Genomic DNA, 26,461 nt, shown 5'->3' with positions numbered 1-26,461 from the left:
AGCTTGTTCGAAAGTTCGCTCTATCAATATTTCTCACCTAACTTTAAGGAGGAAACAATATGTTCAAGATGAATAAGGCAGCAGGCAAAAAAGGAGTTAAACTGTGCGCGGCATTGCTGACAGCGGTGATCATGATTACAGGCTGCAGTAGTGGATCAGGGGGTTCGAGCGAAGGAAACTGGGTTTCCATTGAAGATCGCTATACAGTCGATCCGGAAAAACCAGCTTGGCAGCTGGATAAAAAGGAAGAAGCTACAGACCTAACTTGGTACGTTAATGCCGACTGGTGGAACACGGATTTCGGCAAAGACATTGTAACCAAAAAGATCAAGGAAGATCTGAACATCAATATCAAATTCATTACAGGTGATGATACGAAGTTAAATACGTTCTTTGCCGGTGGAGATATGCCTGACCTGCTGACAGTATTTGACTCTAACTCTCCTGTGGTGCAAAAAGCCGCAACCTGGGCTATGCCGCTGAATGATCTTGCGGAGAAATATGATCCATACTTCAACAAAGTCGCAGCTGCCGATACCCTGAACTGGTTCCAGCAGGCTGATGGCAAGACGTATGGCTATCCAAACTACTCCAATACGCAAGCCGATTATGATAGTGGCAACATCCCGGCCAAAACAGCATTTATCATCCGTAAAGATGTGTACGAAGCTTTGGGAAGTCCTGTCATGGGAACGCCAGAGGAATTCGAAAGTGTGATGAAACAGATCAAAGAAAAGTTCCCAACGCTAATTCCATTTGGTTTTAACTCTATCGGTGAAGGAACAGGTTCACTCGGAGACACGTTGCAAGATTTCATTGGCGTGCCGCTTGAAACTGCAAATGGAGAATTCTATGACCGCAATCAGGATGAAGATTATCTTACATGGCTGAAGACTTTAAATAAGGTATACAGAGATGGAAATATCAGTGACGACAGCTTTGCTGATGATGGTACGGCCTTTGAGGAAAAAGTGAAATCTGGAAAATATGCAACGATGCTGCTGGATGGTACACCTCAACAGGGAGGAAATCTGCAAATTTATCTGAGTGCCAATGAAGGCAAAGAGTATGTTGCCGTTGATGGACCACAAAGCACCAAGGGTAATGCACCGACACTTAATCAATCTGGTATTACAGGCTGGATGATCAACTTCATCTCCAAGGACGCCAAAGATCCAGCCAAAGCGATTCAAATCTTTACGTACCTGCTCAGTGAAGAAGGTCAGCTTCTGATGAACTATGGTATTGAAGGCGAGACGTATAAAAAGAATGCAGATGGTACGGTTGAGTTGATGCCAGCTGTGAAAGACCTGCAACTGCATAATGCGGACAAATTCAAGAAGGAATACCGGATGGGTGAATTCATGTTCTTTGGCCATGACCGTTACAAAGCACTGAGTGCAGATGCTTTCCCGGAAGCTATTAAACAAATGCAAGAGTGGGGCAAAGGCAAACTGAAACCACACTTCATTCTGGAGAATATTAGTCCGAATCAAGGAACACCTGAAGCACGTGCATTGTCGGCGATCAACGCCAAGTGGAATTCAACCCTGGTAAGCATGGTACGTGCCAAAGATGATGCCTCTTTTGACAATGCGCTCGCCGCTTACAAGTCATTTTTAGGTGAAAACCGTTGGGATGACATCCTGAAGGTTCGTAGTGAGAAAATGAAACAGAATAAAGAGAAATTGGGTATCCAATAAGAGGAATGTGGAGGGAAAGCATATGACGAAATTCAAAATGTACAAATCCACGGGAGAAGATGCATTGTTTGTATCCGTGTCCCAGGATCAATTGAAATCGCAGGACTCCAGCATGGAGACAACGACTATCCTTCTGGATGATCAGCAAACGTATCAGGAAATGGATGGTTTTGGGGCTTCTTTTACCGACTCATCTGCCTATCTGATTAACCAGATATTAAGCGATGAGCAGAGAGCTGAAGTCATGACTCGGTTGTTCCATCCCGAGGAAGGCATTGGATTGTCGGTCATCCGCAATCCGATGGGAGCTTCAGACTATGCCAGAACGGTATACAGCTATAATGATCTGCCAGAAAATCAAACGGACCCGGAATTATCCGGGTTCAGCATTGCACATGATGAAGCGGATGTTATTCCTTTGACTCAAAAGGCTTTGGAGCTCAATCCTGAGCTGAAGCTGTTCGCTTCACCTTGGAGCGCTCCGGGCTGGATGAAAACAAGCGGCTCGATGATTACAGGTCAACTGAAAAATGAGTGGTATCCGGCGTATGCGGAATACTTTGTGAAATATATCCAAGCCTACACATCACATGGATTGCCTATCCATGCAGTAACACCACAGAATGAAGCACTTTATGAACCAGGTCATTATCCCGGCATGTTGATGCCAGCTGAAGCGCAAGCAGACTTTATCAAAAATCATCTCAAGCCGGCTTTGGTCAGAAATGACATTCAGTCCAAAATCCTCTGTTATGATCACAACTGGGATCGTCCGGATTACCCGCTGACAGTACTTGATGAGGCGGCAGAAGAGGTAGATGGAGTCGCTTGGCACTGGTATGGGGGCGAAGCCTCGGCACAAACAAAGGTATATGAAGCCTTTGCCGGTAAAGAGGTACACTTCACCGAAGGATCAGGAGGAGAATGGATCCCTCCATTCGAACAAGCTTTCTCCAATGTGATCAGAACGGGTATTGAGATTCTTCGCAATTACAGCAAATCTTTTGTGCTCTGGAATATGGCACTGGATGAGAACAACGGTCCTACCGTTCCTGGCTTTGGGAAAAGTACATGCCGCGGCATTGTAAAGGTTAACCAGCAAACGAAAGAGCTTACTTATACACTGGACTATTATGCTCTGGCTCATTTCAGTGCATTGATTCGTCCCAAAGCAGTACGCATTGACTCGTCCTCCAATGAGGCATCCATTCGTTCCGTAGCCTTCAAAAATACGGATGGTTCGATTGCCGTCGTGCTTTTCAATGACGGAGAAGAAACAGGAAATGTGCAGGTTCAGCTAAGAGAAGAAGAACTGTTAAGTTTCCAACTCGAATCCAAAAGTGCTTTGTCCATTTTGATCAACCAAGTGTAATGCCGTTTTCTCTCATGCTCATGGGAAGTAATCCTAACAGGCTGCTTAGATAGTAAATTGTAGTGAAAGAAAAGGCGATACTCAGAGAATTAACTCTGAGTATCGCCTTTTTATATTGCATCCAGTGAACCTATACTCTTTGGATCGCTAGATTTGGTGTTCCTCATACCATGATTTGTTTGCGGTATTCCGTTGGATTCAGACCTGTATGCTTTTTAAATTGCCTTGAGAAGTAATATAAGTCACTAAATCCAAGGTGCTCGGCAATTGCAGTGACTGTTTTTGGCGTACAGGTCAGAAGTTCTTTTGCCTTATCCATTTTTTTGCTGGCAATGTAGTGGATGGGGGGAACGCCGATGTGCTGTTTGAAGAAACGAATGAAATAATTGGGATGCATGTAGGCAATCTGAGCCAGATCCCGGACAGAAATATTTTCTTCAATGTTGGAATCAATATAGGCCAGTATTGCAGATATTTTCTCCATAACAGGTATATTTGTATAACAGATCTGTTCCAGATCCAGATGCATAATGTAGTGGGACAACAACTCTATTAATTTATTTTTTGCCATCATATGCGCATAGACTTCACCTGATCGGGCGTAATCAAGAATGCTGTTGAATATTTCCTGTATCAGCTCGGGCCGTTCCGATGAACAGAAGTGGGGGAAATTCAGAATTTGAAATAGGTTGATTCCTCCAACCTTTGCGCTGAAATGACACCAGTATTTGAGAAAAGGACGATCACTGATGGCAGAATAAGACTGCGTGACCCCCTCCGGCATCAAAAAAAGCTGTCCCGGTGTAGGATAATACTCCTGATCGCCGATCTTGAGCCAGCCCTCGCCTTCACAGATCAAATAAAATTTGCTGTAATCGGGTGTGTAATCGAGGTCTCGCCAATCCGTATCGCAGCGATTGAAGTTGACCATGAACAAATCAACCTGCAGATTGGATAAGTGGTTTGTGAGCAACGTCTTATGGTTCATTATCCTCAACTCCCTACAAAGGTTATTATTGTCCATCCTAAAGTTAACGTTCTGCATGTCTATCTGCGGATCATGCCACTACAATACAAGTGGATATGATAACGGAAGGAATGAGAATGATTATGGATAAAAAGGAATATTTGCAACAGATCGAAAAGACCATTGCCGAAGGAAAGTATAAGGACAGCTGGAATTCACTTAGCGCATTCGAGGTTCCTGAGTGGTACAAGAACGCCAAGTTCGGTATTTTCATTCATTGGGGTCTTTACTCGATCCCGGCTTATGACAGTGAATGGTATTCACGAAATATGTATATTGAGGGCTCCAAAGCTTATGAACATCACCTTAGCGTTTATGGTCATCCGAAGGATTTTGGCTATAAAGATTTTATTCCGATGTTTCTTGCAGAGAAGTTCGACGCAGATGAGTGGGCCGTGCTTTTTAAAAAGGCAGGAGCCCGTTATGTGATGCCTGTAGCTGAGCACCATGATGGCTTTCAAATGTACAAAAGCTCCATCTCTCACTATAACACAGTTGAAATGGGACCCAAACGGGATCTGTTGGGTGAGATGAAGGTCGCGTATGAGAAGCAGGGACTTACCTTGTGTGTCTCGTCACACCGTGCTGAGCATTGGTTTTTCATGTCCCATGGAAAAAACTTTGATTCAGATGTCAAGGAGCCGCTCAGACGCGGTGATTTCTACTGGCCTGCCATGCCAGAACCAGATCATCAGGATTTATACGGCTCACCTCCAACGGATGAATATCTGGAAGATTGGCTGCTTCGTTGCTGTGAACTGGTGGATCAATACCAGCCGAGCGTTTTTTATTTTGACTGGTGGATCCAGACGGCAGCGTTCAAACCTTACTTGAAAAAGTTCAGCGCTTACTACTATAACAAAGGTCAAGAGTGGGGCATTCCGGTAGCGATTAACTACAAACACGATGCCTTTATGCTCGGTTGTGCCGTTCCGGATGTGGAGCGTGGGCAATTCGCCGATTTGAAACCGTATTTCTGGCAAACGGATACGGCTGTCGCCAAAAATTCCTGGTGTTATACAGAAAATAACAACTATAAAACAGCGGATGAGATCATCAGGGACCTCGTCGATATTGTGAGTAAAAATGGCAGCCTGCTGCTGAATGTTGGACCAAAGGCAGATGGAAGTATCCCGAATGAAGACAGGGATATTTTGCTTGCCATAGGTCAATGGCTGGACGTGAATGGGGAGGCGATTTATGACACGACATTCTGGCGGACGTATGGGGAAGGGCCGACCGAGGTGAAGGAAGGACAATTTACAGATGGAGAGACCAAGATCTTCACAAGTGAGGACATTCGGTTCACCGTAAAAGAAAGCTGCCTTTATGCCACGGTTATGGCCTACCCAGAGAACGGGATCGTTCATATTCGTTCGCTGAAGGAAAATTCTCATCATTTCCATGGACTGATCAGGGACATTCAGGTATTGGGCTTCGACGAAGAACCGGAATGGAGCAGGACGGAAGAGTCCTTGACGATAACGACAAGGAACGTGCATAGCTTCTCACCCGTCGTATTTAAATTAGAACTGGATTAAGAGATGAGATCGAAGGGCTATAACCAACAGTAATATGTACTGGTTATAGTCCTATTCTTTGTGCGATTCTGTAATGGATTACACTCGTTTACGGGTTGAAGAAGATCGACGGAGTGTTCTTCGTTTTTTGGACAAGCGATGTACTTTCGCCAAACGCTGCCGCTTCAACAAGCGCTGCCGCACATGACGAGGCCGTCTTTTTTCTACTGGTTTGAGAAGTGATGTCATTTGTATTGGTGGCAGTTCGCATGGTTCTTCCGTGGTATCCATCACCGCTTTGTAGTTTATTGGCATAATGCCCAGAGCCTGTATCGTTCGGGGAACATCCTGATTGACAAATACTGCAAGCTCATGCTCGCGGATGTCCAGCCAGTTGGAAATTTCACGCAGAGCACCATCGACATATCCGGGATGACATACAATCTCGGTAATGCCATCTGGGAGCTTAGATAAATGTTGTAGCAATCGCTGCAAACCCTCATGATCACCGTAAGTATCCAGCAGAATCGTATCCGTCATCCGGGGGGCTGGCATAGGGCTTGCATGCCGGACCTGAGATCGCCGAAGCGGGATGTTTTCCCGGACAGCTTTCTCCGCCATGATTTGGAATATGATGGGATCGTTTTGATGAAGCAGCTGATGGGAATCGAGATGTGTAGGGGAAAGTGACGCTTGAGCCAAAACGTTCCATTGAGCATCGAGTTCTTTGGCAATATCAGTGAAATCTCGTATTAATCCACACTGGCCTTGATGAAAAGCACCGTCAGGATTCACCAAAGAAGGCACGATGGCCGGATCGGATACGGGTCTCCCGTAAGTCAGGTTAAAATGCAATCCGATTCCGAGGTACGGCAGCGATCGGGCTAAACTCAGTGCATGATCAAAGCCCGGCATATTCACCATCATCGAAGTACTCGTAATTCCACCAGCCTGATATGCTTGAATAATCCCCTGATTAACGCCGGGCGACAGCCCGAAATCATCCGCATTAATGATTACTTGCCTGCTCATACCGCTTACTCCTTCCTCACGTTGAGAACAAACCATTTGCCATGTCCCTAATATATTAAAGGTCACAAGGTATGAACCGTTCATTCGCACAGGCCTGATAAAATACTTCAAATGCCGTCTTGTCCATGGAATATCCTGTTCGCTGTTAGAAATAATCCAGTTGCAGACAGAATACATTTAATGTAAACGTTGTTACGGATTGAGAAAAATGGGGTATCCCCGTTCAGAATCAGTCCGTTAATATGGGGAGGGAAAAGATTGTTGAGAAAAAGAAAAATCGTAAGTACGCTGGTGCTGTTCAGTTTCCTAATCGCTTTACTGCCTGGCACAACGACAAACGCAGCGACCAATTGGAATCTGGTGTGGAGTGACGAATTCAATGGAAGTTCTCTGAATACGTCGAATTGGTCTGCAGAGATTGGTACCGGCAGCGGCGGATGGGGAAATAATGAATTGCAGTATTATACGAATCGCACCGAGAACCTGCAAGTTACAGGTGGCAATCTGGTCATCACTGCACGCAAAGAAAATTACAATGGCAGCAGCTATACCTCGGCACGAATCAAAACCCAAGGCTTGAAGGATTTTACTTACGGGAAAGTTGAAGCACGCATCAAGCTGCCGTCCGGTCAGGGGCTGTGGCCTGCTTTTTGGATGTTGGGAAGCAACATTAATTCCGTTGGCTGGCCTAAGAGCGGAGAGATCGACATTATGGAGCGGGTCAACAACAATGCTTTTGTAAACGGTACCGTACACTGGGATGCTAACGGGCATGCCGATTATGGAAAGATATCGGAGAATCTTGATTTTTCCCAATTTCATGTCTACAGCATCGAATGGGATTCCAAATATATAAGATGGTTTGTGGATGGCAAACAGTTCAATGAGTTTTACATCGAAAATGGAACAGGCAACACGGAGGAGTTCCAACGTCCGTTTTTCCTCCTGTTGAATATGGCTGTGGGTGGGAATTGGCCTGGCAGCCCTAATAATGCGACACCTTTCCCATCACAAATGCTGGTGGATTATGTGCGGGTATATCAAGCAGCGAGTACACCGAACATTGTCAGCGGGGGTCTCTATACGATCGGTTCCAAAGCAAGCGGTAAAGTGTTGGATATTGTGGATGTATCCACAGCAAGCGGAGCCAAAGTACAACAATGGACCAACTACAGTGCGAGCAACCAAACGTTCAGGGTCGACAGCACAGGGGATGGTTTCTATAAACTCACGGCGGTTCACAGCGGAAAAGTTCTGGATGTGCCTAACTCAACAGCATCACCCGGCGTACAGCTCCAGCAATGGGATGATAATGGCTCTAACGCCCAAAGGTGGAGCATCCAGGATGCGGGTAACGGTTTCTATAAAATCATTTCCAAGGTGAATGGATTGGCGGTAGATGTTTCGAGCTCTTCAACGGCGGATGGGGCTGCAATCCAGCAATGGAATGATAACGGTACGGATGCACAAAGATGGTCGTTTAACAAATTGAATTAATTAAATTGCAATAATTTTAGGTGAATTCATCACATAATTTGATGTTGGTAATATATTGTTGACATCAAGCAAGTGATGTTCGCCCGACCTGCGGACATTAACAGGGCTCCCAAGGAGGAGATTATGGAAGATGAAGTACAAGAAACGCAGTGTGCACGGCGGAAGCGGCTTTAGAAAAGGTGGAGGAGAATCACATCTCACAGGTATTGGGGAAGAAGCCCATTTACTCCTCAAATTGATTGGCGAATTGAAAGCTGCCATAGTACAGGTATTTGCTAATCCAACTCAGGTTAATGTTTCTGTTTTGATTGAAATTCTGCGCAAGTTGCTGGCTTTGGTTCATCATTTGAAATTAAAGAAAGGAAACAAGGCCAACTTGGAAGCTGCCTTGGAACTTTCCATTGCTTCAGCGGAGGTCATCCCATTCTCTCCAATAAGCGTAGGCACCAACTTGCAGCAATTGCTTGATACGCTGTTGTCTGTTGTTTTACAAGAATGCATCCATTCTGTGGACAAAGACCAATTGGTCATTGCCATCAGAGCAGTAGAGGTAGCTCTTGCCAACGCACTTAGAAACTCAGGAATTCAGGGTCCTGCGGGCCCGGCTGGACCAGCAGGGCCTGCAGGACCGGCCGGACCTCAAGGTGTTGCGGGTCCTCAAGGAACGGTAGGTCCAGCGGGATCACAGGGTAACCCTGGCCCTGCGGGACCCATTGGTCCGATCGGTCCGGCGGGTAGCCAAGGCCCAGCAGGTACAGCTGGTCTGAACGGAGCTACAGGTGCAACCGGAGCCACAGGTGCAGCAGGTCCAGCAGGTGGTGCAACCGGATCCACCGGAGTGACTGGAACGGCAGGCGTAACGGGTGCGACCGGAACTGCTGGAGCGGCAGGCGTAACGGGTGCGACTGGAACTGCTGGAGCGGCAGGCGTAACGGGTGCGACCGGAACTGCTGGGGCAGCGGGCGTAACGGGTGCGACTGGAACTGCTGGAGCGGCAGGCGTAACGGGTGCGACCGGAATTGCTGGAGCGGCAGGCGTAACGGGTGCGACCGGAATTGCTGGAGCGGCAGGCGTAACGGGTGCGACCGGAACTGCTGGAGCGGCAGGCGTAACGGGGGCGACAGGAACTGCTGGATCCACCGGTGTGACTGGAGCAACAGGAGCAGCCGGGGTCACTGGAGCGACAGGAGTAGCTGGTCTAACTGGGGTGACTGGAGTAACGGGCACCACTGGGCTGACCGGAGTAACAGGTCTCACTGGTATAACAGGAGCTACGGGATTGGCCGGAGTAACTGGTGTTACTGGCGTAACGGGAGCTACAGGTTCGGGAGCCATCATTCCGTTTGCTTCTGGTGGTCCAGCCATTTTGACAACACTCGTTGGTGGATTGGTTGGTACTACAAGCCTGATTGGTTTCGGTAGTTCGGCAACGGGAATAAGCTTGGTCGGAGGCACCATTGATTTAACAGGGTCAGTAGTTGGCCCACTCATTAACTTTGCATTTTCGGCTCCAAGGGATGGCGTTATAACTTCCATTGCTGCGTATTTTAGCACAACCGCAGCCTTGTCATTAGTCGGTTCAACGGTAACCATCACGGCACAACTGTTCAGCTCGCCTACGCCAGACAATGCATTTACGGCTGTTCCTGGAGCTGTCGTGACACTGGCACCTCCACTTACAGGTATTATCGCATTGGGCACCATCTCCAATGGTATAACAACCGGATTGGCTATCCCGGTGACTGCACAGACACGTCTGTTGCTGGTGTTCTCGGCGACAGCTACCGGACTCACACTTGTGAATACCGTTGTCGGCTATGCAAGTGGTGGATTGAATATTACTTGATTTACTAACACGCAATGAGAATAAATAAGTCAGGAAACAAGCTGAGCTCCATTTGTATTGGAGACAGCTTGTTTTTTTGTTCTTTTAGGTCTATCTTCCTCACAAACAGGATTGAATGAATCAACTGAAAAACCATCCTCAGCTGAAATCCCTGTATACTAAACATGCCACTCTTTGGAAATCCTGAACAGGTGAACCGGAAGAGCGAATGAGACAGCAAGAAGGATATGTGCGTGGAGGGAACCATGAATATAGAACAGCTTTTTTTTCATATTTTATACTGCAACTCAAGGAAGCCGAATGAACTTCGGACATTTTCCAATAAAGGGTTGCGAACGCTTCAGCATCACGAACTCATTTTTATTACAGGCGGCAAAGCGGAGATTACCATTGAGAGTAAAAGACATACCATTCAGGAAGGCGTCCTGATCTACCTTCAACCGGATGTGCCTCACTTGATAGAGATTGACTTTAAGAATCCCATAAGTTTTTTTTCGGTTCACTTCAGTTATGTTCGGATCGAGCAGAATGACAATACATGGACTGTAAACGAGGACGTAGAGATGTTTCCCTTGCCCGCTGTCCAGCAGTTACAGGATTATTATCAATTGGAAGAAGTATTTAAACATATGGTAGACACCTGGCATACGAAACTACCGGGTTATGAGTTTAGCACCAAGTCCTTGCTACAGCAATTAATTATCGCGATCGGCCAAAATATAAAAAAGCGGCATCGTAATTATGCGACATCCTTGAAAGTGGAAAAGATCATCAACTATATGAATCAACATTTGCATCGTAAAGTCACCTTGACTGAACTATCTGAGCTTGTGCAGTTATCAGCCCCGTATTTATCAAGAGCCTTCAAAGAGATTACAGGATACTCCATCATAGAATTTTTCAACAAACTGAAGATGGATAAGGCAAAAGAGATCATTTTGGAAGGAAACAACAAAGTTAAAGAGGTGGCGCAGGTACTCGGTTACACGGATGAATTCTATTTTAGTAGGCTATTTAAACAATTGGAAGGCATGAGTCCTACGGAATTTTACAGCAAAAATGTCCATGGAGTTTAACATAATGCATGGTGTATAGCCGTTCTGATCGCTAAGATGAGGATATGATTCTGAAGCGGGAGGAAGGCTTGTTGATATGCCGCTGTGGAAAAGAAATTTGATTGTATGCTGGTTCGGAATGTTTGTGACCGGAGTAGGCATGAGTCAGATCGCACCGATTTTGCCGCTGTACATCAAGCAGCTTGGTGTGAATGACTCAGCAGCGATTGCCCAATTCTCCGGAATTGCCTTTGGCATCACGTTTATACTTTCCGCCATTTTCTCCCCCATATGGGGAGCGGCTGCCGACCGATGGGGGAGAAAACCGATGCTGCTTCGAGCCAGTTTGGGGATGGCTGTAGTGGTAGGTTGTATGGGGTTCTCAACAAATGTGTACATGCTCATTGGACTTCGGCTGCTACAGGGTGTCATCACAGGATATAGCACCGCCTGTACAACGCTGATAGCGACCCAAACCGATTCCAAACATGCGGGCTATGCTTTGGGAACACTTTCAACCGCCAACATCGCAGGTTCCTTGATCGGTCCGACAATTGGTGGATTCATAGGGGTAAATTGGGGGCTCCAGAATTCGTTTTTTATAACGGGTGGGCTGATGATGATTGCCTTTATTACGACCGCTTTATTTGTGAAGGAATCGTTCACGCGAGAGGACAAGGTGGTGCTTGGTCTTAGGGAAATATGGCGAAAAGTGCCCGAGAAAAGTCTGACGATTAACTTGTTTGTTACTTTTTTTGTACTCACTGTGGCCTTATATTCGGTGGAGCCTATCATTACCGTATATATTACGCAGCTTTCCGGTAACACTTCGCATGTTGCTCTGTTGGCTGGAATCGTGTTCTCGGCATCAGGATTGGCCAATCTCATTGCTGCGCCAAGACTGGGTAAGCTTTCGGACCAAATAGGCGCACAGAAGGTCATATTGGTTGCTCTTTTAGCTGCCGGAATTCTCTTCATAGCACAGGCGTTTGTAACGAGTCCGTGGCAGTTGATGGGCCTGCGTTTCTTATTGGGATTGGCGGCAGCTGGGCTAATTCCTTCGGTGAATACTCTGATCAAAAAAATTACACCAGCTTCCCTGACTGGTAGAATGTTCGGTTTTAACATGTCAGCAGGGTATCTGGGTGTATTCGGTGGTGCCGTTTTAGGCGGACAAGTGGCTGCCTGGATGGGAATACGATATGTGTTCTTGATTACCAGTGCATTGATATTGATTAATGCTGGCTGGGTGTATTTTAAGGTATACAAAAAACTTGAAACGATTGGGAGAGAAGATCATGGAAAACTTGAAAAAAGCAGAAGCTGAACAGCTTACAGCTGAAAAAACAGCGCTGGTCGTGATTGATTTGCAAAAGGGGATTGTAAATAGCCCGCTACAGTCTCCACATACAGGTGAGCAGGTGGTGCAGAATGCGGCCAAGTTAGCACAGGCTTTCACGGAAAAGGGAGCTTTTGTGGTGCTTGTAAAAGTCTCTTCAGTCGATGGAAAAGACATGTTGAAACCAAAGACGGATATGGAACGGGGAGCGATTCAGTTTAGCGCAGACTGGGATCAATTTGTGCCTGAAATGACTGCCCATACTCCTTATCATACGGTTGCCAAACGTCAATGGGGTGCTTTCTTCGGTACGGATCTCGACCTCCAGTTGCGACGTCGGGGAATAGATACCATTGTATTATGTGGCGTTTCTACTTCAATCGGTGTAGATACTACAGCCAGAGAAGCTTATCAGCACGGTTATCAACAGATTTTTGTAGAAGATGCAATGACAGCTGCTACCAAGGAAGAACATGACTACGTTTGTAAAACCATTTTCCCTAGATTGGGTCGGATTCGCTCCAGTGAAGAAGTGCTTACGGCACTGAAGTAAGATAAGCCGGGTATATAACCCAGGATTCTGACAAGACAATAATCCATTAACAAAAGGTTTAACATGCTCAAAAAGGAGACATCTAATCAGATGTCTCCTTTTTGGAATTTGCATACATGATCAGAACAAATTATTGGCTGCAATCAGCAATAAGAGAATTCCGCTGACAAGCGTTCCGAACTGTCCCAATGTGAATGAACCAATACGAACGTTTGCCGCTTTGGACCCCATCCACACGCCAAACCATACGGTAACAAAACTGCCGATAGCTGCGGTAAGGGAAATATACAAGGGAGATAAGCCCATTAGCCCTGCGCTTAAGCCATTCGTCAGTGCGTTTGTCGAAAGGGCAACGCCCAGAATCAACGCTTCCAGAACTCCAATATGATTCGATTTGTCCAAATCTACCCGTTCCGGGTTTTGCAAAATAGACCCGATCCCGAGGGTTTGGGATTCGTTCTCTTCGTGATCTTTCTTCTTGCGGGGAACGGATAACAAGATGATACGAAAACCGATAACGAGTAGGATAAATGTCCCCAGTAGTATAGGGAAAACGCCAGGTAGCACGATCGAAATCCATTTTCCAAACAAAATGCCTGAATAGCTGAACAATAAACAAACAACGGCAATCAAAAAATTCGAAAATAGGCTGATTCTGATTTTTCTGATCCCGTACGATAGTCCGACACCCAGATTGTCAAGACTCGAAGAGACGGCCAAAGCAAGAATGAGCATCCACGCCATAAAATCACCTCATGATCTGTATTCTGCTCTTAATGTATGTCGTGTTGAGATTCATGTGCCCGTCCTTGAGAAAAATGCAACAAAACGCTGCAGATGAAGAAAGAATAAAGTAAACTTTCACCACATTGTCCCATATACTAGACTATCGATCATATCTCTGGAGGGATGCTGGTGAGAGCAAATGATCAAACAAAGGATTGCCATATCGGAGATTTGATCAAGCCTCTGCTTGCCAGACGCTCTCTCTCGATGCGCAAATTCAGTACGTTGTGCAGAATGGACACGGCCACCATTTCTCGGATTCTGAACGGAAAGCAGCAACCTAAGCTCACGCATTTACAGATCTTTTCCGAACATTTGGATTTATCTCTGGACCATCTCATTGAGGCTGCAGGCTACAAAATCGATAACGCAAAAAGAGGGGCAGAGCGGGGTATTCTGGATTCGCTTGAATCGATCAAGACGGTCCTGCAACATACGAAATTATTTGACCTCGATGTGACAACAGAGCGGATAGAACAGGAAATGGTTAAGTACGAACAATATGCACGTACAGATGAAGGGCATCGAATAATATGTAAGGAGTTTGATCTAAAAATCAATCAGATAAACGGTGCAGGACCGTTCATTGAACATTTGAAGGAAATGCACATTCAATACTGTGATGAGATTACACCCGAGAACGATCGTTCTCTGATTGGAAGTGCATTGTTATACTTTATTTCGTCTGCGGATCTGATCCCGGACTATCTCTTTCCGATTGGTTATCTGGATGATGCCATCGTTGTGTATCTGGTGTTGGATCGTCTGAAACAACGAACATGACACGATTGGTTTGGGAGAGCCCCAAAAGAACGGCGCGAAGTTTCTCGCGTCGTTCTTTTTACTATCTGAATGAATCAGACTTAGTTATAAAGAACTGTTTGGATCAATTAAAAAGCCGTGGCATTCACATTTGCGAAAAACATATGTTTAACGGAGAGTCATTAGACTTATGAAAGCATTAAAAAGACTTATTTTCTATTATTTTCTATAAAAGTGCTTGTATATCTCTTTTTATGACTCTATAATATACCATAAATATACAATTAGATTCTAAATTTTATATTATATGTAATTTTAAGAGTGTTTGTACATATTCAAGAAATCTCCTGATCTATCCAGATCAATCATACTCCCATGTAAAGTAAGCGTTCTTGCTAACGCCGGTGATTACCCTCCTTAATGAATGCGAATAAACTTCCACCCACAAGATTAATTGATCTGAAATTCACCTCTTCCATATACGCTAAATTTGGCTATCTATAATCTTTCACATGCGATGTAATTTAATAACCTGTCCTGTAAAGGAGGTGAGGCTTGATATAAATGAACGCAACACGTCTGCCCATGTTGAGGCCGTTTCATCGTTTTCATTTTTAGAAATGGATACAGTAAATCACTGTATTACAAAAACCGGGTAAAAGGAGTGGAAAAGTTTGATAAAGATGAATCGTTTACGCAAGCCGCTGTCCATGGGTCTGTCGCTTCTCCTTGCATTATCTATCATACAACCGGTTTCAGCTGAAAACGCCGCATCGCAGAAGATTGACATGAAATCCAGTTCGGATAAAATCACTACTTCCAAAGTCAACGCCAAATTAAGCAAGGAATTTGAGAGTAATGATTATGTAACTTATCTGGTGAAAATGAAAGAACAGGTAGATACTGCCTCTGTCTCCAAACAAGCCATGCAAAAGGAAACAATCGAAAAGCAAACGGCTTCGGCAACGAAACTGTCGGTACGAAGCACCGTTGTCAGCTCTCTGCGGGAAACGGCCTCGCGATCTCAGTACACACTTGAAAGTTTTCTTGAAAAGGAACTTGACCTTGGCAAGGTCAAAGAATATAAAAGCTATTTCATCGTTAATGCACTGGCAGTAACGAGCACCAAAGAAGTCATGGAACAGATTGCACTTCTGCCTGAGGTAGATAAAATATTGCCAAATGAGGAGCGTTTTCTGCAGAAAACCGAGATTAGCAATGAAAAAGCAACCGCAGCTCCTGCGGCAGACACTACAACGACCCCGGCAAAAGAGTCGCCAGCGAAAGAAAGCGCAGCGGCTAACGATAAGAGCCTGCAGACAGAGAACGTAGAATGGAATATCGATTCTATCAACGCGCCAGCAGTCTGGGATAAAGGAATCGACGGTACAGGAATCGTTGTTGCCAACCTGGACAGCGGGGTCGATTACACGCATCAAGCCCTTCGCAGCAAATGGAGAGGGCTTGATGCTTCGGGAAATATCGTTGATCCCGAACTAAGCTGGTACGATCCCCATAGCAATGCTTCGCTTCCTGCGGATGGAGACGGTCATGGTACACATACCATGGGTACGATGGTAGGCTCCGAAGCGAACGGGACCAACAAGATCGGGGTTGCACCCGGAGCAAAATGGATTGCCGTTCGGATTTTCAATCCGAGTACCACGGATGCCATTATACTGGATGGTGGGCAATGGCTGATTGCTCCAGTGGATGCTGAAGGAAACTTGCACCCTGAGCTTGCCCCGGATGTGGTTAACAATTCTTGGGGTGGTGGTGCAGGATTGGACGAGTGGTTCCGTCCAATGGTTCAGGCTTGGCGTGATGCACAGATCTTTCCGGAATTCTCAGCCGGGAATGTGACACTGACGAATCCGGGAGGTCCAGGTTCGGTGGCGAACCCTGCGAACTATCCAGAGAGCTTCGCTACGGGAGCAACGGATATCAACGGGAATCTGGCTTCTTTTTCCCTTCTTGGTCCTTCCCCTTATGAGGAAATTAAGCCGGAAGTTTCGGCTCCAGGTGTTAACATCCGTTCCTCTGTTCCGGGCGGAGTATATGAGGGTGGCTGGAACGGCACGTCCATGGCAGGCCCGCATACCACTGCACTGGCCGCACTCCTGCTTCAAGCTAATCATTCCCTTACGGTTGATCAGTTAGAGCAGATCATTATGGATACAGCGACACCGAGAACAGACAGCCGGTATCCAAATTCGCCAAATAACGGTTACGGTCACGGCATTATCAATGCACTGGATGCTGTGGGCTCTGTCCTCGAAGGCATAGGCACGGTATCTGGCAGGGTTGTCACAGCAGGTGACGATCTGGAAGCGCCGGTCCTGGAACATACGCCTGTCAATTCTGCCTTTACGGGGCTTGATATTCCACTGACTGCGCGTGTTACCGATAATGTCGGTGTAACCACAGTGGAGGCATTTGCCAAAACAACGGGCACGAGCCAATACGTATATCTGCCGATGAATCGAGTAGCTGGGGATGCCAAAGATGGAACCTACACAGCGACAATTCCGGCATTTCTGATCGAGTCACAAGGCTTGGAGTATTATATTCGGGTCAATGATTATGGCAACAACGGATTCGAGAGTGAAGTTTACAAGGTTGCTGTCTCCAATGGAGTCCAGCCTGGGTATCTGCAAGATTTCGAGGAAGACAATCTGGGCTTTACCTCGGGTGGAGTTGGCAACACTTGGGCATGGGGAGCACCAACGAGTGGACCTGGAAGTGCCTACTCTGGTGACAAAGTGATTGCAACTAATCTGACTGGGACTTATGCTGCCAACAGTAATGCTTACTTACTCGCACCACCAATTGATCTTACCCAGAGCCCTGAGGGAGCATTGTTATCCTTCAAGCACTGGTATGATTTGGAGAGCAATATCGATTTTGGTAAAGTGTACATTGCAACAGAGGATAGTGGCTTCGTATTTGAAGAGGCATTGAGCTTTACAGGTGCCGGTGGAGGCTGGAAAACGCAATATATTGACTTGCGTGAATACGCCGGTCAACAGGTATTTATCAAGTTTAATCTGACCAGTGACAATTCCGTCCAAAAGGCTGGTTGGTATATCGATGACTTTTCAGTACAAACTCCAGATGATATTGCTCCGGGAGCACCAAGCGGATTGTCCGCTTCTGCCGACATACTGGGGAATGTAAACTTGTCCTGGACGGGATCGGACGATGAGGATCTGAAATCCTACAACGTATATCGTTCAACGAATTCAGGCACAGGTTATGAATTGCTCGGAAATACATCTGCAACGACATTTACGGATACGGCTACAGTAACAGATTCGACTTATTTTTATACGGTAGCCGCTCTTGATTATAGTGGCAATGAGAGTGATCAGTCGAATGAGGTATCCGTGACCGTGGAGGTCCCTGAAGATATCTTCATCGATCACTTTGATGGCAACAGTGACAATGGGTGGACTCATTCCGGCACCAAGGACGAGTGGGAACGCGGAGTACCTGTTGTTGGACCTGCCAGTGCGGTTTCTCCGCCGAATGTTTGGGCAACCGATCTGGACAGTACCTATGAGAACGGTTCTAACTATTCTCTGGTATCGCCAGTCGTGGATCTAACTCAGGTGGATCAAGCTACGCTGACGTTCAATCATTGGTATGAAATCGAAAGTGGATACGATTACGGTTATGTTGAAGCCACGAAAGACGGTGGCAACACATGGTCGGAGCTCGGTAAATTCTCTCATTCTTCAAATGGAAAACAATGGACTCCGGTATTTTACGATCTGGCTGCATTGAAGGGGAATGAAGTTCAATTCCGGTTCAGATTGACTTCGGACAGCAGTGTCGTCAAGCAAGGCTGGTACATCGATGACTTCCGCATTCTGGGTATCGCCGCTGAGACGGTTACGAAAGATACGGCAGTTGTTCTGAACAGTGACAAGCCTAAGCCGGAATATGATACTTCTTGGTACAAAGTTTCAAGTACGGACAAGGCCGAATTTAATAAAACCAAACAGGAACAGCCTGAAGTGCAGAAACCTGGAACAGGTTCTGTAACGCCGCAAAGTTTGCCTGCAAGTGCAACGGTCACTGTTCTGGAAACAGGACGTTCAGTGAAGACGGACCCGACAACAGGCAAATACAGTTTCACTCACGTGGCGGGTGATTACACGTTAAAGGCTGAGGCCTATGGGTATTATCCTCAGACGAAGACGGTAACTATCACGGACGGTAGTGGAGCAACAGCCAACTTCAATCTGGAAAGCATTCCCCAAGGAAAGATTGAAGGTACTGTAAGCGATGAGCGGACAGGAAAACCTATAGCTGGAGCATCCGTTCTTGTGTTGGAAGATGCTCAAGTAGGTGCTGTACGCACAGGAGCAGACGGTAAATTTGCTCTGGATGTTCTGGAAGGAAGCTATACGTTATCGATCATCGCGACGGACTACTATAGCAAAACGGTAAATGTAACAGTACCTGGAGACGGTACAGTTGAAGCGAAAGTTGCCTTAAAACCGTTTATCGGATTTCCTGGTGAAATCGCTTATGACGATGGAACGGCTGAAAATGCAAGAGCCTTTGTTGCCGCAGATAACGCATGGGCTGTACGTATGACGCCAGAACTAGAGACAGCACAGCTTACAGGTGCATCACTTCGATTCTGGAATACACAATGGCCTGTACCAGGTGGAACAGCATTCAAATATGCCGTCTATGATGCCTCCGGATCGGGTGGAGCGCCAGGCCGATTGCTGGCAGGACCTTTCGACGGTACGGCATTGCGCAATGATCAGTGGACAACCGTTGAATTCCCTGAGCCAGTAGTGGTACAAGGCGATTTCTATATCGTGTATGTGCAGACTGCTGTTGGAACGAGCGCACCTGGACTCGCAACCGATGAAAACGGTGTGAATGCAGGGCGGAGCTGGCAGCGTGTAGGTGGCGTATGGAGTACTGCACCAGCAGAAGAGGGTAACTATATGATTCGTGCAGTGGTGAAATATCCAGTGAATGCACCTGTACTCACACAACCGACGAGCACCTATACCAATCAGTCGACATTTGTTGTGTCTGGAACTTCTCCAGCTTCAGGAGCCCAGATCAAGGTATATAATGGAAAAGAAGTAGCGGGAACAACGACAGTGGAGAATGGAAAATTTAAGCTGAATGTTAAACTTCGTTCAGGGGTTAATGCGATTACTGCCGAGGCGGTAGTTAACGGAAAAACGACCGATCGCTCCCTTCCAGTTGTGATCATCTTGGATCAGACAGCACCTGTGTTAACGGTCCTTACACCTGAAGAAGCAAGTCGAACTAACACAGAAGTGGTTCATGTGACGGGCGATGTACAGGACCAATTCCTCGACAAAGTGACCATTAACGGACAGAAGGTGAAATTGGAGCAAGACAGAAGTTTTAATCACCGCGTACTTGTGAATGAGGGCAAGAACACGATTACAATCATTGCGACAGATATTGCAGGCAATAAAACAACCGTGACACGGACTGTTTATGTGGAAACGTCTTTGCCTGAACTGACCAATATCTCTCCGGCTGAGGATGTACGGATTGTGGCAGGAGAAACCGTAACGGTTTCGTTTGACAGTATCCCCAAATTACAGTCTTCTTTCCGGATTGAACTGCCATCCAATTTGAGCCCACAGGCTGGCGCAGAGATTCCATTGGTGGAAACGGAACCTGGTCATTATACAGGTACCTATACCACCGCTTCTTCGCTGGTGCTTGAGGGTGGAGTGATCGTGATCCGTGCTCAGGATGCAGCAGGAAACAAAGTCGAAGTGGAAGCGCCAGGACGGTTATTCGTATCTGCAGCAGAAGCTCCCGACACGAATGTGCCAGTTGACGAAAATCTGTTACCTTAATCGAAGCATCACGGAGATGCTTATATTCCAGCTTCAAATTGAAACAGAAACGATGATTTGAAAATATAAAGTGAAAAGCCGACAAGCCCAAAGAAGAGGGGCTTGTCGGCTTTTTGTATGTAAATTCAAGAAGTATTGCCTAAGATTCGTTCAATGATATTGCATATGATGCATCAACTTAATGAAACAGCGATATGTGTTCAATATGAAGACTGGAGGAACGATCTGTGGGTATTGAGAAATCACAACCGTTAAGAAGCAAATGGCTAAAAACAAAGCAGCTTATCAATAATGATTCAATAAAACCGTTCATACCTGATACACAAAAGTTTAACAAGGTGAATCTAAAATCTATGATAGCCAGATATGGAATGTTATATATCAAGCCTGAAATAGGAACTCATGGAGTGGGCGTCATTAAGGCTGAGATGGAAAATCAACAGAATTTTGCGTATCAGATGAATCAAAAACGTCTGACGTTTAATAGCTTTGATTCGTTCTATAAAAGTCTTGCACACGTTGTGAAGCAGCGAAGCTATCTCATTCAGAGAGGGATTCATCTGCTAAAACACAATAAAAGGCGCTTTGATATCCGCGTCATGGTGCAGTTAAGCCCAAAACAGCTGTGGGAAGCAACGGGGGTCATTGGTCGACTTGCACATCCCCAAAAAATAGTAACCAATTATCATAACGGCGGTCAGCCAGTGGATATTCACAAACTACTGGAATCTCACGTATCCGCAAAGCGCAGCAAAGAACTGATTCAGGAAATGAATGAGCTTGGTGTTGTGATCGCTCGTCATATGAATAAGAAATACACTCGATTGAAGGGAATTGGCGTGGATATTGGACTGGATCAAAGTCTGAAACCTTGGGTCATTGAAGTGAATGCCAAGCCGGACCCTTATATATTTAATCAATTAAAAGACAAGACGATGTATCGCAAGGTAATCCGGTACTTCCGTTACACAGATCATAAGCCATAAAATCTTCAACCTAACTTTGGACATCCTTGATTCCGAATTGTTACATGCAGAGAAAGCTTCCTATTATCACGACTTGGTGAGCAGGAAGCTTTTTTTGCTTGTTTTCTTAAGAAGGTCATTCTAATTGATGTCGTAATTTTATATAGTTATTGTCGTAAGTTCCTATTAAAATTAGATCAGGTCTGTGTTAATTTATAGTTAGATGTCAGAATATCATATAGTATGGAGGTTAATCATAGTGACCATTCGAATAGGTAAAATAAGCTTATGGCACGTACACGCCTGGGATTATATTAAACAGGCTCAGGAGCACGAAGATACGGTGATGGCTGCTGTATGGGATGAAGATGCCGAGCGCGGACAGGAAGCTGCTGAACGTCTGAACGTGCCATTCTATGCTTCTCTGGAAGATATGCTGGCACAGGACAACATCGATGCCGTCATTGTGGATGCACCGACACGTCTTCACGAAGATGTGATCACTGCTGCTGCGAAAGCGGGCAAACACATTTTCACAGAAAAAGTTATCGCTTCAACGATTAAAGAAGTAAATACGATCATTTCGGATGTACAGGATAACGGAGTGAAAATGACGGTATCTTTACCGCGTTTGAACGATGGATATACATTAACGATTCAAGATGTTCTGAACCAAGGACTACTTGGTAAGGTGACTTATGTTCGTGTGCGTTTATCGCATAACGGTGCGATTGGCAATTGGCTGCCTGAGCATTTTTATCATCTGGAAGATTGTCAGGGCGGGGCATTAATTGACCTCGGTTGTCATCCGATGTATCTGACGAATCTGTTCCTGGGTCAAGAAGTGACTGGGGTTAATGCTAATTTCGGATATGTTACTGGAAAAGAAGTGGAAGATAACGCGGTTGCTACGTTATTTACGGATTCCGGAGCAATCGGTGTAGTCGAGGCTGGGTTTGTGAACAGTCATTCGCCGTTTGCGATAGAGGTTCATGGTACGGAAGGCACACTTTTATACGGAACACCAGAGGATAAGCTGCTAATCCGCACGAATGTTGGTTCAGATCAACAGAAGGAATGGACAGAGATTCCTTTGCTGGACAGAAGAGAAAGCGCATTCAGCCAGTGGGTATCCCATATTCAGAATGATACGATTGCTACCGAGAATTTGCAGACGGCTACTCAATTGACTCGCCTGATGGAGGCTGCCAACCTTTCTGCGAAGGAAGGGCGCAAAATCTCCTTGAAGGAGTTACAGGGATAGGGTTTGGGAGGTGCCGCATTGAGCCGATATCCTTTTGAGAAGATGCTTGAACGACAGGATATCCTGGAAAGATTGGATGTCTCGATCCTGTGGGGACACTACGAGATACGAGTTCTGCGATTTCATCTGACTTCTTTTCCAGCAGGCAGAATCGTTGATTTTCATAACCATGCGGAATTCGAGTTACATTTCATCCCGAGAGGGAAAGGAAAAGTCATTCTGGGGGATGAGATGCATCCGCTCTCTGAAGGCATGCTGTATTTAACGGGTCCGGGTCTTGTTCATTATCAGGAGGCGGATTCCCAAGAGGCCATGGATGAATTATGCCTGCATGTGGATATCATTGAACATCCCAGAGAGGGTGTAGATCCGTGGGAGGCAGCAGAGTCAGAGGAAACGATCGAAAAGCTTAGAACACTTCCTCTTGCTCCGGTACATGATTATCATCGCGCCATGAACTGTTTCCTGGAAGCTTATGAGGCTTGTGACCGTAAACTAATTGGATATTACACGTCCATTAAGCAGCAGGTGATCAGTATTCTGCTGAAGACCGTCCGAGCCTACGATATCGGGGGGAATCGGGCGGAGGCTCCTGTGCGAGACATGTCTGTGTACAGGTACGATTATGCCATTCAGTATATGGAGGCAAATCATCCCTCAGCAGTAACGCTGGAGAATGTAGCGGAGAAGCTACATATTAGCAGCAGACAACTGCAACGAATCTTTTATCAGGTACAGCCGGAAATGCCTTTCAGCCGTGTGTTGGAGGATATCCGCCTGCGAGCGGTGTGCCGCAATCTGGAAGAAAGTCATGTTTCCATCGAACAAATTGCCCTGGCTTCAGGGTTTACCAATGCTAATTATTTACATGCTGTATTTCGCAAGCGTCTGGGGATGACCCCATCGGCTTTCCGTAAAATGAAACAACCAAACCAAAAGTGAGGGTGATTAGATATGAGTAAAACGTATCGTGTAGGGATTATTGGCTGTGGCGGGATTGCAAACGGCAAACATCTGCCAAGTCTGAGCAAGCTTGATAGTGTAGAACTGGTTGCTTTCTGTGATATCGTTCAGGAACGTGCAGAAGAAGCCAAAGAAAAGTATGGTAGTTCCGAAGCGCAGGTATACACGGATTATCAAGAATTACTTCAGGATGAAACGATTGATATTGTTCATGTTCTTACGCCAAATATCTCTCACGCAGAGATTTCGATTGCTGCACTGGAATCCGGAAAACACGTCATGTGTGAAAAACCAATGGCCAAGACATCTGCTGAAGCGCAAAAAATGCTTGAAGCAGCCGAACGTACTGGTAAAAAACTGACCATCGGATACAATAACCGTTTCAGAGAAGACAGCTTGTACCTGAAGCAGCTGTGTGAAGCTGGCGAACTGGGTTCGATTTACTTTGCCAAAGCACATGCGATCAGAAGAAGAGCAGTACCTACTTGGGGTGTTTTCCTTGATGAGGAGAAACAAGGCGGCGGACCGTTGATTGACATCGGTACACACGCACTCGATCTGACGCTGTGGATGATGGATAACTATCAACCGAAGGTTGTTCTGGGCACAACGTATCACGAGCTTTCACAAAGAGAAAATGCAGCGAATGCATGGGGCCCGTGGGACCCGGAAAAATTCTCGGTTGAAGATTCCGCTTTTGGTATGATCGTAATGGAGAATGGTGCGACAATTATGCTGGAATCCAGCTGGGCGCTCAATTCACTGGACGTGGATGAAGCGAAATGCAGCTTGAGCGGAAGCGAAGCGGGTGCGGATATGAAGAATGGCCTACGCATCAATGGAGAGAAATTCAGCCGTTTGTACACTAACGAAATTGAACTGAGTGCAGGCGGAGTCGCTTTCTACGATGGAAAGAGTGAAAGTGCACCGGATGTAGAGATGAGAAAATGGATTGAAGCGATCGATAAAGATCTGGAGCCGGTTGTAACTCCTAAACAGGCTTTGGTGGTTTCACAGATCCTGGAGGCACTCTATGAGTCCGCTCGTACAGGTAAAGCCGTTTACATGAACGAATCCAGTCAAGCCTAGAATACATTCCAAAAAACCTTTATCCTCCTCAGGAGGATAAAGGTTTTTTGGTCTTTTATACGCTATCCATTTGTCTATACCATTCTCTACTTCTGAACGTATGATGAAAAAACATATATGTGCAGAGAAGAGGGTATGTCATGACTGCAAATAAATCGGGATACGGTGTCTCCATTATTGTATGTACCAATCGTCCACAATTCTTTGACAACATCCTGCAAAATTACAATCGACAGCGTTATAAGGGAAAAGAGCTTATCATCATTTTGAATCATGACAGTATGAATCTGCAATTATATCAAAATCGTGTTCGAAAACATGCGAATGTTAGCGTCTATCAAGTACCAGAAAGCATATCGCTTGGACAAAGCCTGAATGCCGGGATTACCCGAGCCCAATTCCCGTTGATCGCCAAATTTGATGATGATGACTACTACTCGCCATTTTATTTGAAAGAACAAGTAAATGGACTAAGAAGAACGAAAAGCGATATCGTAGGCAAACATTCGTGCCTCGTTTACTTGGGGGCTTCAAAAACACTGCTGGTCAGATCACCCAAAGAGAAGAATAAATATGTGGAATTTATACAAGGTGGCACACTTCTGTTCAAAAGGGAGATATTGAAGAAGGTCCGATTCACGGATCGTTCCATTGGAGAAGATGTAACCTTTCTAAGACAATGCAGAAAAAGAGGATTCAAAACCTATGCTACGTCACCATATAACTATGTGTATCACCGGAGACAAAATAAAAAAAGTCATACCTGGAGAGCAGATGATAGCTTTTATCTGGAAGGAAGCAAACGGTTAGCAGTCACGGAAAATTTTAGATCATATGCAGATAAGGAATTATAGAGGGAACCTGATTGAAGTACTAGCTAAACACATTTATGGAGCCAAAAGCCGCGATTTTCGCGGTTTTTTTATTTGAAGTAGCTACGTTTTTTGAAAAAAAGATCCTTGACTTTAGTAGGTGTTTAAGCAGGTACTTGACATCCGTATGGTATATTATAAAAAGCTCTTTTAATGGTGAACACATGATAATCATACAAGATGGGGTGTACGAGATGTATCAATATAAGGATCAGGAATATGAAGCTGTACATTTTGAGGGACGTGATTTGCGTTATGGAGAACTAATCAGCTGTGTTTTCAAACAGTGTACCTTTATGAACGCTTCGATGGAAGAAATCGAGACAAGCAACTGCCGTTTTATCGAGTGTGACTTTAAAGGTGCTTCCATGAATGGCTCCATCCATAGAGAGTCGGCGTTTGAAAACTGCTTATTTGGTGGTGCTAATCTTTTCGCTTCCAAATTCACCTCCTGCAAGATGACGGGATCGGACTTTTCCGGTGCACAAATGGATGGTATTACACTAAGTCAGGGTGATTGGTCTTATACGAATCTGAGACATACCCGATTAGGCAAACAGGATTTGCGAGGAATTCGTTTCTTTGAAGCCGACTTTACGGACACGGATTTTACCAAAGCGGATCTGAGAGACTGTGATCTCACAAGATCAATTTTAAGCAGAGCCAAGCTGCAAGGGGCCGATCTTAGAGGCGCTAACCTGGAAGGAATCGATCTGAAATCATTGGATATTAAAGGCGTACGTTTGGATCGCGAACAAGCCGTTTTGTTTGTACGCTCTTATGGTGCGAAAGTAGATTAAGTTGAACATATACTGCTACAGTTCCTGCCAGTAATATAGAAAATTCAAAACTTCATAAACTGCATGAAGCCACCAACACGGTGGCTTTTTTTGATATGGATAATTTCCATTTCAAACAAATTTTGCAGGAATAAGAGATATAA

At 45.5% G+C, this 26,461-nt stretch carries 19 protein-coding genes; 16 read left to right on the top strand and 3 right to left on the bottom strand.

Going from position 1 to position 26,461, the window contains the following annotated elements; genetic code table 11:
• Positions 1 to 59: 59 nt before the first annotated feature.
• Together gpAD87_RS12395 and gpAD87_RS12390 are read left to right on the top strand one after the other, a co-directional pair.
• A complete protein-coding gene (locus tag gpAD87_RS12395) occupies positions 60 to 1,703 on the top strand; it encodes a hypothetical protein (protein ID WP_064638672.1) in 1,644 nt (547 codons plus the stop codon).
• 22 nt (positions 1,704 to 1,725) lie between these two features.
• Complete coding sequence (locus tag gpAD87_RS12390) at positions 1,726 to 3,075, top strand: glycoside hydrolase family 30 protein (RefSeq protein ID WP_064638671.1); 1,350 nt, start codon at positions 1,726 to 1,728, stop codon at positions 3,073 to 3,075.
• A 163-nt stretch (positions 3,076 to 3,238) separates the two neighbouring features.
• Here gpAD87_RS12390 and gpAD87_RS12385 read toward each other — a convergent pair whose 3' ends face one another.
• A complete protein-coding gene (locus tag gpAD87_RS12385) occupies positions 3,239 to 4,063 on the bottom strand; it encodes an AraC family transcriptional regulator (RefSeq protein WP_064638670.1) in 825 nt (274 codons plus the stop codon).
• Positions 4,064 to 4,185: 122 nt separating this feature from the next.
• On the opposite strand from gpAD87_RS12385, the gene gpAD87_RS12380 reads away from it, so the two are divergent.
• On the top strand, positions 4,186 to 5,643 hold the full coding sequence (locus tag gpAD87_RS12380) for an alpha-L-fucosidase (RefSeq protein ID WP_064640883.1): 1,458 nt from the start codon (positions 4,186 to 4,188) through the stop codon (positions 5,641 to 5,643).
• A 78-nt stretch (positions 5,644 to 5,721) separates the two neighbouring features.
• Here gpAD87_RS12380 and gpAD87_RS12375 read toward each other — a convergent pair whose 3' ends face one another.
• Positions 5,722 to 6,654, bottom strand: a complete 933-nt coding sequence (locus tag gpAD87_RS12375) for a carbohydrate deacetylase (protein WP_064638669.1) — start codon at positions 6,652 to 6,654, stop codon at positions 5,722 to 5,724.
• 258 nt (positions 6,655 to 6,912) lie between these two features.
• Here gpAD87_RS12375 and gpAD87_RS12370 point away from each other — a divergent pair, with 258 nt between their 5' ends.
• The 5 genes from gpAD87_RS12370 (at position 6,913) to gpAD87_RS12350 (ending at position 12,944) form a co-directional block, all read left to right on the top strand.
• Complete coding sequence (locus gpAD87_RS12370) at positions 6,913 to 8,151, top strand: RICIN domain-containing protein (RefSeq protein ID WP_063563599.1); 1,239 nt, start codon at positions 6,913 to 6,915, stop codon at positions 8,149 to 8,151.
• 130 nt (positions 8,152 to 8,281) lie between these two features.
• Positions 8,282 to 9,997, top strand: coding sequence for an exosporium glycoprotein BclB-related protein (locus tag gpAD87_RS31495; protein WP_082935106.1), 1,716 nt, complete (start codon positions 8,282 to 8,284; stop codon positions 9,995 to 9,997).
• A gap of 329 nt (positions 9,998 to 10,326) precedes the next feature.
• On the top strand, positions 10,327 to 11,073 hold the full coding sequence (locus gpAD87_RS12360; RefSeq protein WP_231952528.1) for a helix-turn-helix transcriptional regulator: 747 nt from the start codon (positions 10,327 to 10,329) through the stop codon (positions 11,071 to 11,073).
• 76 nt (positions 11,074 to 11,149) lie between these two features.
• Positions 11,150 to 12,379, top strand: a complete 1,230-nt coding sequence (locus tag gpAD87_RS12355) for a multidrug efflux MFS transporter (protein ID WP_064638667.1) — start codon at positions 11,150 to 11,152, stop codon at positions 12,377 to 12,379.
• Entirely contained in the window at positions 12,351 to 12,944 is a 594-nt protein-coding gene (locus gpAD87_RS12350; protein ID WP_064638666.1) for a hydrolase, read from the top strand. The genes gpAD87_RS12355 and gpAD87_RS12350 overlap by 29 nt, the downstream gene beginning before the upstream one ends.
• 120 nt (positions 12,945 to 13,064) lie before the next feature.
• Here gpAD87_RS12350 and ytaF read toward each other — a convergent pair whose 3' ends face one another.
• Entirely contained in the window at positions 13,065 to 13,688 is a 624-nt protein-coding gene (gene ytaF, locus gpAD87_RS12345) for a sporulation membrane protein YtaF (protein WP_064638665.1), read from the bottom strand.
• Positions 13,689 to 13,853: 165 nt separating this feature from the next.
• On the opposite strand from ytaF, the gene gpAD87_RS12340 reads away from it, so the two are divergent.
• The 8 genes from gpAD87_RS12340 to gpAD87_RS12305 all read left to right on the top strand — a co-directional run bounded on the left by gpAD87_RS12340 (position 13,854) and on the right by gpAD87_RS12305 (position 26,318).
• Positions 13,854 to 14,513 (top strand): DUF1232 domain-containing protein, encoded by a 660-nt coding sequence (locus tag gpAD87_RS12340; RefSeq protein WP_064638664.1) that lies wholly within the window; start codon positions 13,854 to 13,856, stop codon positions 14,511 to 14,513.
• Between the two features lie 653 nt (positions 14,514 to 15,166).
• Entirely contained in the window at positions 15,167 to 20,365 is a 5,199-nt protein-coding gene (locus tag gpAD87_RS12335; RefSeq protein ID WP_082935104.1) for a S8 family serine peptidase, read from the top strand.
• 227 nt (positions 20,366 to 20,592) lie between these two features.
• Positions 20,593 to 21,351 (top strand): YheC/YheD family protein, encoded by a 759-nt coding sequence (locus gpAD87_RS12330; protein ID WP_231952526.1) that lies wholly within the window; start codon positions 20,593 to 20,595, stop codon positions 21,349 to 21,351.
• 238 nt (positions 21,352 to 21,589) lie between these two features.
• Complete coding sequence (locus gpAD87_RS12325) at positions 21,590 to 22,594, top strand: Gfo/Idh/MocA family protein (RefSeq protein ID WP_231952525.1); 1,005 nt, start codon at positions 21,590 to 21,592, stop codon at positions 22,592 to 22,594.
• Between the two features lie 18 nt (positions 22,595 to 22,612).
• A complete protein-coding gene (locus gpAD87_RS12320; protein WP_024634223.1) occupies positions 22,613 to 23,536 on the top strand; it encodes an AraC family transcriptional regulator in 924 nt (307 codons plus the stop codon).
• A gap of 12 nt (positions 23,537 to 23,548) precedes the next feature.
• On the top strand, positions 23,549 to 24,646 hold the full coding sequence (locus gpAD87_RS12315) for a Gfo/Idh/MocA family protein (protein WP_064638661.1): 1,098 nt from the start codon (positions 23,549 to 23,551) through the stop codon (positions 24,644 to 24,646).
• 140 nt (positions 24,647 to 24,786) lie between these two features.
• Positions 24,787 to 25,500 carry a glycosyltransferase gene (locus tag gpAD87_RS12310; protein WP_064638660.1) on the top strand — a complete coding sequence of 238 codons (714 nt, stop codon included), beginning with the start codon at positions 24,787 to 24,789 and terminating at the stop codon, positions 25,498 to 25,500.
• A 212-nt stretch (positions 25,501 to 25,712) separates the two neighbouring features.
• Positions 25,713 to 26,318 (top strand): pentapeptide repeat-containing protein, encoded by a 606-nt coding sequence (locus gpAD87_RS12305; protein ID WP_064638659.1) that lies wholly within the window; start codon positions 25,713 to 25,715, stop codon positions 26,316 to 26,318.
• Positions 26,319 to 26,461 lie beyond the last annotated feature (143 nt).

The organism is Paenibacillus sp. AD87, assembly GCF_001659845.1.
GTDB lineage: Bacteria > Bacillota > Bacilli > Paenibacillales > Paenibacillaceae > Paenibacillus > Paenibacillus marchantiae.
Note: the sequence above shows the minus strand (reverse complement) of the source record. Positions and strands in the feature narration are given on the sequence as shown.

Excerpts from the sequence above, each read along its gene's own strand:
- gpAD87_RS12395 (WP_064638672.1), top strand. The coding sequence starts at position 60 with ATGTTCAAGATGAATAAGGCAGCAGGCAAAAAAGGAGTTAAACTGTGC.
- gpAD87_RS12390 (WP_064638671.1), top strand. The coding sequence starts at position 1,726 with ATGACGAAATTCAAAATGTACAAATCCACGGGAGAAGATGCATTGTTT.
- gpAD87_RS12385 (WP_064638670.1), bottom strand. The coding sequence starts at position 4,063 with ATGAACCATAAGACGTTGCTCACAAACCACTTATCCAATCTGCAGGTT.
- gpAD87_RS12380 (WP_064640883.1), top strand. The coding sequence starts at position 4,186 with ATGGATAAAAAGGAATATTTGCAACAGATCGAAAAGACCATTGCCGAA.
- gpAD87_RS12375 (WP_064638669.1), bottom strand. The coding sequence starts at position 6,654 with ATGAGCAGGCAAGTAATCATTAATGCGGATGATTTCGGGCTGTCGCCC.
- gpAD87_RS31495 (WP_082935106.1), top strand. The coding sequence starts at position 8,282 with ATGAAGTACAAGAAACGCAGTGTGCACGGCGGAAGCGGCTTTAGAAAA.
- gpAD87_RS12355 (WP_064638667.1), top strand. The coding sequence starts at position 11,150 with ATGCCGCTGTGGAAAAGAAATTTGATTGTATGCTGGTTCGGAATGTTT.
- gpAD87_RS12350 (WP_064638666.1), top strand. The coding sequence starts at position 12,351 with ATGGAAAACTTGAAAAAAGCAGAAGCTGAACAGCTTACAGCTGAAAAA.
- ytaF (WP_064638665.1), bottom strand. The coding sequence starts at position 13,688 with ATGGCGTGGATGCTCATTCTTGCTTTGGCCGTCTCTTCGAGTCTTGAC.
- gpAD87_RS12340 (WP_064638664.1), top strand. The coding sequence starts at position 13,854 with ATGCTGGTGAGAGCAAATGATCAAACAAAGGATTGCCATATCGGAGAT.
- gpAD87_RS12315 (WP_064638661.1), top strand. The coding sequence starts at position 23,549 with ATGAGTAAAACGTATCGTGTAGGGATTATTGGCTGTGGCGGGATTGCA.
- gpAD87_RS12310 (WP_064638660.1), top strand. The coding sequence starts at position 24,787 with ATGACTGCAAATAAATCGGGATACGGTGTCTCCATTATTGTATGTACC.
- gpAD87_RS12305 (WP_064638659.1), top strand. The coding sequence starts at position 25,713 with ATGTATCAATATAAGGATCAGGAATATGAAGCTGTACATTTTGAGGGA.